The organism is Sulfurifustis variabilis (assembly GCF_002355415.1).
Classification (GTDB): Bacteria; Pseudomonadota; Gammaproteobacteria; order Acidiferrobacterales; family Sulfurifustaceae; genus Sulfurifustis; species Sulfurifustis variabilis.
Window position 1 is genome coordinate 3,816,288 of sequence record NZ_AP014936.1, and the last position, 9,830, is coordinate 3,826,117.

General features: G+C 71.1%; 8 protein-coding genes. 6 read left to right on the plus strand and 2 right to left on the minus strand.

Translation table 11 applies throughout. The features are described 5' to 3' along the window. The first annotated feature begins 84 nt into the window (after window positions 1-84). Window positions 85-636, plus strand: a complete 552-nt coding sequence (locus tag SVA_RS18570; protein WP_096462629.1) for a hypothetical protein — start codon at window positions 85-87, stop codon at window positions 634-636. A gap of 13 nt (window positions 637-649) precedes the next feature. On the opposite strand, the gene pdxH is transcribed toward SVA_RS18570, so the two are convergent. After that, complete coding sequence (gene pdxH, locus SVA_RS18575; RefSeq protein ID WP_096462630.1) at window positions 650-1,231, minus strand: pyridoxamine 5'-phosphate oxidase; 582 nt, start codon at window positions 1,229-1,231, stop codon at window positions 650-652. A gap of 74 nt (window positions 1,232-1,305) precedes the next feature. Beyond that, on the minus strand, window positions 1,306-2,754 hold the full coding sequence (locus SVA_RS18580) for an aminotransferase-like domain-containing protein (protein WP_096462631.1): 1,449 nt from the start codon (window positions 2,752-2,754) through the stop codon (window positions 1,306-1,308). Between the two features lie 177 nt (window positions 2,755-2,931). On the opposite strand from SVA_RS18580, the gene SVA_RS18585 reads away from it, so the two are divergent. The 5 genes from SVA_RS18585 (at window position 2,932) to SVA_RS18605 (ending at window position 9,773) form a co-directional block, all read left to right on the plus strand. Further along, window positions 2,932-3,378, plus strand: a complete 447-nt coding sequence (locus SVA_RS18585) for a hypothetical protein (RefSeq protein ID WP_096462632.1) — start codon at window positions 2,932-2,934, stop codon at window positions 3,376-3,378. Window positions 3,379-3,679: 301 nt separating this feature from the next. Next, complete coding sequence (locus tag SVA_RS18590; protein ID WP_096462633.1) at window positions 3,680-3,886, plus strand: hypothetical protein; 207 nt, start codon at window positions 3,680-3,682, stop codon at window positions 3,884-3,886. Continuing rightward, a complete protein-coding gene (locus SVA_RS18595) occupies window positions 3,879-5,087 on the plus strand; it encodes an efflux RND transporter periplasmic adaptor subunit (RefSeq protein ID WP_096462634.1) in 1,209 nt (402 codons plus the stop codon). The genes SVA_RS18590 and SVA_RS18595 overlap by 8 nt, the downstream gene beginning before the upstream one ends. Window positions 5,088-5,097: 10 nt before the next feature. After that, window positions 5,098-8,283, plus strand: coding sequence for an efflux RND transporter permease subunit (locus SVA_RS18600; protein WP_096462635.1), 3,186 nt, complete (start codon window positions 5,098-5,100; stop codon window positions 8,281-8,283). After that, window positions 8,280-9,773 (plus strand): efflux transporter outer membrane subunit, encoded by a 1,494-nt coding sequence (locus tag SVA_RS18605; protein WP_096462636.1) that lies wholly within the window; start codon window positions 8,280-8,282, stop codon window positions 9,771-9,773. Before SVA_RS18600 ends, SVA_RS18605 begins: the two co-directional genes overlap by 4 nt. Window positions 9,774-9,830 lie beyond the last annotated feature (57 nt).

A 9,830-nucleotide genomic window follows, 5' to 3' on the forward strand; every position in this document is an offset into this window, starting at 1 on the left:
GCGGGCCATCGGGCCCGGGCGCCCCCTTCGCGGTGCACCCCCGTCATCCGAGACCGAACTTGTGGCCGCACGAGGGAGGTCGACATGCGATACCCGGAGCAAGTCGCAGAAGACGGCAGGGCCGCGCACCGGTGCCGGCATCGTTCCGTCGTAGCCGCGCTGCTGGCCCTCGTCGGCATCGGGATGACGTCCCCCGCGACGGCGGGCGACGTGAGCCTGCTCATCAACGGCAAGGCGTTCCATATCGATCCGCCCGCGAACACGAACTACAACGAACGCAACTGGGGCGTCGGAATCCAGTACGAGCTGGACGAGCGCGTCAAGGAGAACTGGGTCACCTTCCTGCAGGCGTCCGAGTTCCGTGATTCGAACCGCAACGTCTCCGCGTACGCCGGCGGCGGACTGATGCGGCGTTACGAGTTCCGCTCCGGAGACGTGCGTCTCGACGCCGGCGCGATCGCGTTCCTGATGTACCGCAAGGATTTCCGCGGCGGGAACCTCTTCCCCGGTGTCCTGCCCGCGCTTTCGATCGGCACGCCCCGCGTGGCGCTCAACCTGAGCTACGTACCGAAGGTGGACCCGAAGATGGTGCCGATCGTGTTCGTGCAGCTGAAGCTCACCCTGGGCAAGCTCTGATCCGGCACCCGGCTCAGGGCGCGAGCCGCAGCGAGCGCCAACCGCCGTCCGGCACGCGTTCGTACCGCACGCGCTCGTGCAGCCGGTTCTCGCGGTCCTCCCAGAACTCGTAGACCTCGGGTATCACCCGGTAACCGCCCCAGTGGGGAGGGCGCGGCACCGGCCGGCCCGCGTAGCGCCGTTCGAGCTCGCGCACGCGTTCCTCGAGCGCCGCGCGGCTCTCGATGACCCGGCTCTGGTCCGAGGCCCACGCGCCGATCTGCGAGCCCCGCAGGCGGGCGGCGAAGTACCGATCGGAATCCGCGGCGGCCGTCATCTCCACCCGCCCCTCCAGACGTACCTGGCAGCCCAGCGGATCCCACCAGAAGAGCAGCGCGGCCCACGGATGGCGCGCGATGTCCTCGCCCTTGCGGCTCTCGTAGTTCGTGTGGAACACGAATCCGCGCGCGTCGTAGGAGCTGAGCAGCACGACGCGCGCGGTCGGGCGGTCGTCCGCGCCGACGGTCGCCAGCGTCATCGCGTTGGGCTTCGCGATGCCGGCGGCACAGGCCTTGTCGAACCAGGTGCGAAAAAGCGCGAGGGGATCGTCGATCATCGGGAAGGAATGCGTCGTGTCGCGGGACGCCTACACTGCCGTTCGGCCGGCGCGCGGTCAATGCGCCGGACGGCTCAGTGGCTCGCCGCCTCGGCCCGAGCCCGCGCCGGTCCGGTCGCGCCCGCCTCGATGGCGCGCTCGAGAAAGCGATAGAGCCTGCCATCGCCGCAGAACGCCACGTTGAACCGCAGCCAGCCGCTCGACTCCAGGCGCGGGCTGAACACGTTGCCGGGCGCGAGCATGATGCCGTCCTGCGCCGCGCGGCGCGCGACCTCGGCCGCGTCCAGCCCCTCGGGCAGCCGCGCCCAGACGAACATGCCCGCCTCGGGTTGCCGGTAGAGCGTCAGGCCGCAGTCCTCGAGCCGCCGGCACGTCGTGCCGATCGCCCGTCCGAGCCGCTCGCGCACGCGGTCGAGGTGCTTGCGGTGATGGCCGTCGGTCAGGATCTCGTAGACCACGCGCTCGCAGATCTCCGAGGTCGTCAGGCCGGAGAGGAGCTTGAGATTGGTCAACGCCTCAGCAAGCTCGCAGTGGCAGGCGATGTAGCCGACGCGCAGCGCCGGCGCGATCGTCTTCGAGAAGCTGCCGAGGTAGACGACGCGGTTGAGCTGATCGAGCGTCGCGAGACGCTGCGCGCTCTTGTGCTCGAGGTCGGCGAAGACGTCGTCCTCGACGACGATGAAGTCGTGCCGCTCGGCGAGCTGAAGGATCCGGTAGGCGGCGGCGGCCGTGAGGTTCGTGCCCGTCGGATTCTGGAGCACGGTGTTCATGAAGAGCGCCTTCGGCTTATGCGACTCCACCAGTTTTTCCAGCGCGGCGAGGTCCGGGCCGTCGGGCGTACGCGGCACGCCGATCAGCGTCGCGCCGGTGAGCCGGAGCGTCGCGAACAGGGTGTAGTAGCCGGGATCGTCGACGAGCACCGTATCGCCCGGCTGCAGCAGATAGCGGCTGACGAGTGCGAGCGCGTCGCTCGCGCCCTTGGTCAGCACGATCTGGGAGGGCTGCGCCGCGATGCCGCGCTCGGCCAGGAGCACCTGCATCTGATCGCGCAGCGGCGCGTGGCCCTTCGGCTCCCCGTACTGGGTGAGGTGCGCCCCGCCCTCGCGCGCGAGCGTGCGCAGGCTGCGCTGTATGCCGTCCTGGTCGAGCCAGGCCTCCGGCAACCAGCCGCAACCGGCCTTCAGCTCCAGCGACTGGTTGGAGAAGATGCCGCGCATCAGCCAGATGGCGTCGACCGCGCGCTCCAGCACGCACTTGCGCTCCTCGGAGCTTGCGGGGAGCGGGCGTGCGGCGACGTAGAACCCGGAGCCACGGCGCGACACGAGGTAACCCTGCGCCACGAGGCGGTCGTAGGCCTCGACCACGGTGAAGCGGCTGACGTCGTGCTGCTCGGCGAACTGCCGGATCGACGGCATGCGCGCCCCCGGCCGCAGCACGCGCTCCTCGACGCGCTGCTTGAGCGCCGAGACGATCTGATCGACCAGCGATTCCGGGCTGTCCGGCTTGATGGGTATGACTGGCATGAGAGTGTCCCGGTTGACCGAGCGGTACAGAGCCGCTCGTTGTTCAGAGACAGAACCGATCAATTACCTGCAAAACTGTACATGCCGCGTCCGCCAACTGACATGTACCGTACCGGCTCAGTTTAGTCATAGTGTCCGGCGCGAGGCAACGGCCTCTTGTCCGGCGGAGGGTCCGGGATGCGCGCGCACGCGGTGTCGTCATTGCTCATCGGTCTGGTGCTGGCGGGTTGCGCCGAGCGCGGCACGATCGAGCCGGCTGCCCGTATCCAGCCGTCCCCGACGGCAGTCGAGCTTTCCGAGGCGACGTCGGCCGAGCGCGAGCGCGCGCGTGCCGGCGCGCGCCTCGAGCTCAGCCGCCGCCTGCGCGAGCGCAGCCGGTATCACCTCCTGGTCGCGCACGGCATCGGATCTGCCGAAGCCCTGGCGTCCATGGATGCGGCGATCGCGCGGATGCACGCGCGCATCGAGGCGCTGCAAGAACCGCATCCGGCCAGCGACGCGCAGGACTCCGCCGCCGGCTGCGATGCGGACCCCGCGCCGTCAACGGGCCGCACAGGGCGCCCGGCCGCGGCCGGATGCGACGGTGTCCTGGCGTTGTGCCTGCGATCGGACCGGTGTCGATGAGGAACGACCAGATACAAACGGAAACGCGATCGACATTTTCGGGAAACCGGCGACAGGTAGGGTGCGACGGTATCGAGGTCGCTGTTCCGCACGACGTTCCGATGCCGGCTCGCGTTGTCGATTTCGCAGCGCGCCGTTCGACGTAAGAAAAGAGCCGGCGTCCTCCGGACACCCGGCGGGCCGCCCGGCGAAGCCGTATTTCCCTGGGGGGAACCGACGGGCGCGCAGCGCTTGACCTTCCCATCATGGGAAGGTCGACACTTCCGGCCGGCATCAAACGTAGAGTTGCGAGGAGACGGTCATGAAACGGTTCGGTCTGTTTTCGTCTCATCACGAGCGCGAGCGCGGCGAGCTCTGCCGGCTCGAGCGGCTGGCGGTCGCGGCGCGGCTCGGCACCGCCCACCTGGACGGCGTCGCCCTCGACGCTCGCGCCCAGGCGCGCCTCGCGGAGCAGAGCCCGCGGCTGGCCGCCGCTCCAAACGCTTCGCGGGAGATCTGCCATGCCTAGACACGAGCCGACAGGCCTGCCGCAAGGGCGCACCGCGCTTCTCGCCGCCGCTATCGCGTCGGCCATGCTCGCCGTCGCCTGCCAGCCCTCGGGCACGGCCGTGGCCAAGACGGCGCCGCCGGCGCCGACCGTGAGCGTTGCCGAAGTCGTGCAGCGGGAGGTGGTCGACTGGGAGGACTACACCGGACGGCTCGAGGCGGTGAAGCGCGTGGAGGTGCGCCCGAGGGTGAGCGGCTATGTCCTCGGCGTGCACTTCACCGAGGGCGCGGAGGTGCGCAAGGGACAGCTCCTGTTCCAGATCGACCCGAGGCCGTTCCAGGCCGAGGTCGACCAGGCGCGCGCCGAGCTCGAGCGCGCACGCTCGCAGCAGGTGAAAGCGAAGGGCGATCTCGCTCGCGGGGAGCGTCTGCTCGCGGCGCGCGCGATCTCGCGCGAGGAGTACGACCAGCGCACGGCGGCGAGCCGGGAGGCCGACGCCGCGGTGCGCGCGGCCGACGCCGCGCTCGAGGCGGCCGCGCTCAACCTCGAGTTCACGCGGATCACGGCGCCCATCGCCGGGCGCGTGAGCCGCGCGCAGGTCGTCGAGGGCAACCTGGTCGCGGGCGGCAGCGCGAGCGCGGCCCCGCTCACCACCATCGTCTCGCTCGATCCGATCTACGCGTACTTCGATATCGACGAGCGCGCGTTCCTGCGCCACGCGGCGCAGGCGCGCAACGGCGCGGCGAACGGCGGGCTGCCGGTCGCGCTCGGCCTCGGCAACGAGGCGGGCCATCCGCACGAGGGGCGTCTGGACTTCGTGGACAATCGCGTCGACCCGGAGACGGGCACGATCCGCGCGCGCGGGGTGTTCCGCAACGCCGATCGCCGGTTCACGCCGGGGATGTTCGTGCGCGTGAAGCTGCCGCTGAGCGAGCGCTACCCCGCGCTGCTCGTCAACGAGCGTGCGATCGGCACCGACCAGAGCAACAAATTCGTGCTGGTGCTGGACGAAAGCAATGCCGCGCAGTACCGCGCGGTGAAGCTCGGCCCGGCGATCGACGGCATGCGGGTCGTGCGCGAGGGACTCCAGGCGGGCGAGCGCGTGGTCGTCAACGGGCTCCAGCGCGTGCGTCCGGGCATGCCGGTCGCGCCCGAGGCCGTCTCGATGCTGAACCTCAAGCCCGAGGGCGACGCCGCGCGCGTCGCCCGGGCGGCGCACTGAGGGACCGGCCATGCGCTTGAGCCACTTCTTCGTCGACCGGCCGATCTTCGCCGCGGTGCTCTCCGCGATCCTGTTCATCGTCGGCGCGATCTCGCTCTTCCAGCTGCCGATCTCCGAATACCCGGAGGTCGTGCCGCCCACCGTCGTCGTGAGGGCGAGCTATCCGGGCGCGAGCCCGACGGTCGTCTCCGAGACGGTCGCGGCGCCGCTCGAGCAGGCGATCAACGGCGTGGAGGGCATGCTCTACATGTCCTCGCAGGCGACGGCCGACGGCACCATGATGCTCACGGTCACGTTCAAGCTCGGGACCGATCTCGACAAGGCGCAGGTGCAGGTGCAGAACCGCGTCGCGCAGGCGCTGCCCAAGCTCCCCGACGACGTGCGCCGCCTCGGCGTGCTGACGGAGAAGAGCTCGCCCGACCTGACGATGGTCGTGCACCTCTACTCGCCGGCGGAGCGCTACGATCCCGTCTACCTCGCGAACTACGCGCTGCTCCAGGTGCGCGACTCGCTCGCGCGCATCCCGGGGACCGGCCAGGTCCTGGTGTGGGGCGCGGGCGAGTACGGCATGCGCGTGTGGCTCGACCCGGAGAAAGTGGCGTCGCGCGGACTGACCGCCTCGGACGTCGTGCGGGCGATCCGCGAGCAGAATGTCCAGGTGGCCGCCGGCGCGGTCGGCCAGACGCCGGCGCCGCGGGAGCAGGCGCTGCAGCTATCGATCAACGCCCAGGGACGGCTCGCCGACGAGGAGCAGTTCGGCGAGATCGTGATCAAGGCCGGACCGGACGGCCAGATCACGCGCCTGCGCGACGTGGCGCGCGTCGAGCTCGGCGCCGCGCAGTACGCGCTCCGGAGCCTGCTCGACAACAAGCCGGCCGTCGCGGTCGGCATCTTCCAGGCACCGGGCTCGAACGCCCTCGAGCTTTCCGACAGCGTGCGCGCCACCATGGAGGAGCTCAAGGCCGATTTCCCCGAGGGGGTCGACTACCGCATCGTCTACGACCCGACGCAGTTCGTGCGCGAGTCGATCCGCGCGGTCGTGAAGACGCTGCTCGAGGCGGTCGCCCTCGTCGTCATCGTGGTGATCCTGTTCCTGCAGACGTGGCGCGCCTCGATCATACCGCTGCTCGCCGTACCGGTGTCGATCGTCGGCACGTTCGCTGTGCTGCTCGCCCTCGGCTACTCGATCAACGCGCTTTCGCTCTTCGGGCTGGTGCTGGCGATCGGCATCGTCGTGGACGACGCGATCGTGGTGGTCGAGAACGTCGAGCGCCACATCCGCAACGGCCTGGGGCCGCGCGAGGCGACCAAGCGCGCGATGACGGAGGTCACGGGCCCGATCGTCGCGACGGCGCTGGTGCTCTGCGCCGTGTTCATCCCGACGGCGTTCGTCAGCGGACTTTCCGGCCAGTTCTACAAGCAGTTCGCCGTGACGATCGCCATTTCGACGGTGATCTCCGCGATCAACTCCCTCACGCTGAGCCCGGCGCTCTCGGCCGTGCTGCTGCGTCCGCACGACGCGCCGAAGGATATCGTCACCCGGTTCCAGGACCGCTACCTCCGCTGGCTCTTCGGGCCGTTCAACCGCTGGTTCGAGCGCTCCTCGCGGGGTTACGTGGGCGTGGTCGCCAAGGTGCTGCGCGGCTCGACCATTGCGCTCGCGCTGTACGTGGGCCTGATCGGCCTGACCTGGCTCGGCTTCGCAAGCGTTCCGTCCGGCTTCCTGCCGCAGCAGGACAAGCAGTACCTCGTCGCGTTCGCGCAGCTTCCCGCCGGGGCCACGCTCGATCGCACCGACGAGGTGGTGCGCCGCATGAGCGAGATCGCCCTCGACACGCCGGGCGTGCAGAGCGCGGTCGCCTTCCCCGGCCTCTCGATCAACGGTTTCACCACGAGCTCGAGCGCGGGGGTGCTGTTCGTGACGCTCGATCCCTTCGGCGAGCGCCGCACCCCCGAGACCTCCGCGCTCGCGATCGCCGGCGCCATCAACCAGCGGTTCGCCGCGATCCAGGAGGCCTTCGTCGCGGTATTCCCGCCACCGCCGGTGCTCGGCCTCGGCGCGCTCGGCGGGTTCAAGCTGCAGATCGAGGACCGCGCGGACCGCGGCCTCGACGCCCTCAACGAGGCGAAGGAGCGCGTGGTCGCCGCGGCCCACCAGACGCCCGGCCTGGCCGGCGTCTTCTCGGGCTTCGACGTGAAGGTGCCGCAGCTCGACGCGGACATCGACCGCGTGAAGGCCAAGCAGCAGGGCGTGGCGCTCACCGACGTGTTCGAGACCATGCAGGTGTACCTCGGCTCGCTCTACGTCAACGACTTCAACCGCTTCGGACGCACGTACCGCGTGATCGCGCAGGCGGACTCGCCGTACCGGCTGAATCCCGAGGACATCGGCCGGCTGCGCACCCGCAACGGCGCGGGCGAGATGGTGCCGCTCGGCGCGCTCGTGACCGTGCGCGAAACGGCCGGGCCGGACCTCGTGACCCGCTACAACGGCTACCTCGCGGCGGACATCAACGGCGGTCCGGCGCCGGGCGTGAGCTCCGGCCAGGCGCAGGCGCTGATCGAGGGCGTGCTCCAGCGCGAGCTGCCGCGCGGAATGAGCTACGAATGGACCGACCTCACCTACCAGCAGATCCTCGCGGGCAACAGCGCGGTCTTCGTCTTCCCGCTCGCCGTGCTGCTCGTGTTCCTCGTGCTCGCGGCCCAGTACGAGAGCTGGTCGCTGCCGCTCGCCGTGATCCTGATCGTGCCGTTGTGCCTGCTGTCCGCCATCGGCGGCGTGTGGCTCACGAGCGGCGACAACAACATCTTCACGCAGATCGGCTTCATCGTGCTGATCGGGCTCGCGAGCAAGAACGCGATCCTGATCGTCGAGTTCGCGCGCTCGCTGCAGGACGCGGGCGTCGACCGGCGGAGCGCCGTGCTCGAGGCGTGCCGGCTGCGCCTGCGCCCGATCCTCATGACCTCGATCGCCTTCATCATGGGCGTCGTGCCGCTCGTGGCTGCGAGCGGCGCGGGCGCCGAGATGCGCCACGCGATGGGCATCGCGGTCTTCTTCGGCATGCTCGGCGTGACCGCGTTCGGACTGCTGCTCACGCCGGTCTTCTACGACGCGATCCGGGCGTACGTCGAGCGCCGCGCGGAGCGCGCCGCGGCGCGCGCGGCCGCCCAGCCGACCGGGGGAGCCGGAGTATGAGCGCGCACAGCCTGTCCGCTTTCCCGCGCGCGGCGCGCCTGGCGACCCTGTTCGCGCCCCTCGCCTTCGCCGCGTGCGCCACCGTGGGCCCCGATTACGCGCCGCCCGAAAGCGCGGGCACCGCGGAGTTCGCCAACGCCGGCCGGGATGACTTCACTTCGACGGCCGTCGAGGCCCGGTGGTGGTCGCGCTTCGAGGACCCCGCGCTCGACGACCTGGTGCGGCGCGCACTGGCCGCAAACCACGATCTCCGCGTCGCGGCGGCGCGCCTGCGGGAAGCGCGCGCGATCTACCGCGAGGTCTCGCTCGACCGCCTGCCCGCGGTGACCACCTCGGCGACGGCGCTCTACGAGCAGCGCAGCGAGACGCAGGCGCCGGGCCTCGCGCGCGACGAACGCGACGTCGACACCTACTCGCTCGGTTTCGACGCCTTCTGGGAGCTCGACTTCTTCGGCCGGCTCCGCCGCGCGGCCGAGGCCGCCGACGCGGACGCGGCCGCCGCCGAGGCCGGGCTGCGCGACGCGCGCGTGACCGTGATCGCCGAGGTGGCGCGCAACTACTTCGGGTGGCGCGGCGCCGCCCAGCGCCTCGTCGTCGCGCAGCGCAATCTCGAGAACCAGACGAAGACGCTCGAGCTCACCGAGGTATTGCTCGACGCCGGCCGCGGCACCGAGCTCGATACGGCGCGCGCCCGCGCGCAGCTGAACGCGACGGCGGCCGTCATCCCGTTGCTCGAGATCGCCGCCAAGGAGGCGGAGCACCGCCTGGCGGTGCTCCTCGGCGAGCGCCCCGGCGCGCTTGCGCTGCCCGCGCCGGAGGCCCTCGCGCCGCTCGCCGGCAGCTTCCCCATCGGCAGCCCGGCGGAGCTCCTGCGGCGGCGCCCGGACATCCGGGCTGCCGAGCGCCTGCTCGCGTCCGCGACGGCGCGCGTCGGCGTGGCGACCGCCGATCTCTTCCCGCGCGTGACGCTCACCGGCTTCCTCGGCTTCGTCGCCGGCCGCACGGGCGACATCGGCACGAGCGGAAGCGAGGCCTGGTTCGCCGCGCCGACGCTCACCTGGGCGGCGTTCGATCTCGGGAGCGTGCGCGCGCGGCTGCGCGCTTCCGAGGCCCGTGCGGACGCCGCGCTCGCCCGGTACGAGCAGACGGTGCTGCGCGCCCTGGAAGAGACGGAGAACGGCCTCGTCGGGTTCGGCCGCCAGCGCGCCCGGCTCGTCTCGCTGCGCGAGTCGGCGCGGGCGAGCGCACGCGCGGCCGAGCTCGCGCGTCTGCGCTTCAACGAAGGCGTCGCCGATTTCCTCGCGCTGCTCGACGCGGAGCGCACCCTGCTCGAAGCGGAGGACCGCGTGGCGCAGGCCGAGACCGAGACGTACACCGCGCTCGTCGCGGTCTACAAGGCGCTGGGCGGCGGCTGGGACGCGTGCGCGCCGGAGTGCGCCAGCCTCGCGAGAAGCGCGGCGACGTCGGGCGACGCATCGTCCGATCGCTAGCAGACGCCGAGCGCCGGCTCGGCGAGGAGTACTCGGGCACACGTCCTTTCGCCCTCG

Coding starts and splice junctions, on each gene's coding strand:
- SVA_RS18590 (WP_096462633.1), top strand. CDS start 3,680: ATGAAACGGTTCGGTCTGTTTTCGTCTCATCACGAGCGCGAGCGCGGC.
- SVA_RS18570 (WP_096462629.1), top strand. CDS start 85: ATGCGATACCCGGAGCAAGTCGCAGAAGACGGCAGGGCCGCGCACCGG.
- SVA_RS18580 (WP_096462631.1), bottom strand. CDS start 2,754: ATGCCAGTCATACCCATCAAGCCGGACAGCCCGGAATCGCTGGTCGAT.
- pdxH (WP_096462630.1), bottom strand. CDS start 1,231: ATGATCGACGATCCCCTCGCGCTTTTTCGCACCTGGTTCGACAAGGCC.
- SVA_RS18595 (WP_096462634.1), top strand. CDS start 3,879: ATGCCTAGACACGAGCCGACAGGCCTGCCGCAAGGGCGCACCGCGCTT.
- SVA_RS18605 (WP_096462636.1), top strand. CDS start 8,280: ATGAGCGCGCACAGCCTGTCCGCTTTCCCGCGCGCGGCGCGCCTGGCG.
- SVA_RS18600 (WP_096462635.1), top strand. CDS start 5,098: ATGCGCTTGAGCCACTTCTTCGTCGACCGGCCGATCTTCGCCGCGGTG.
- SVA_RS18585 (WP_096462632.1), top strand. CDS start 2,932: ATGCGCGCGCACGCGGTGTCGTCATTGCTCATCGGTCTGGTGCTGGCG.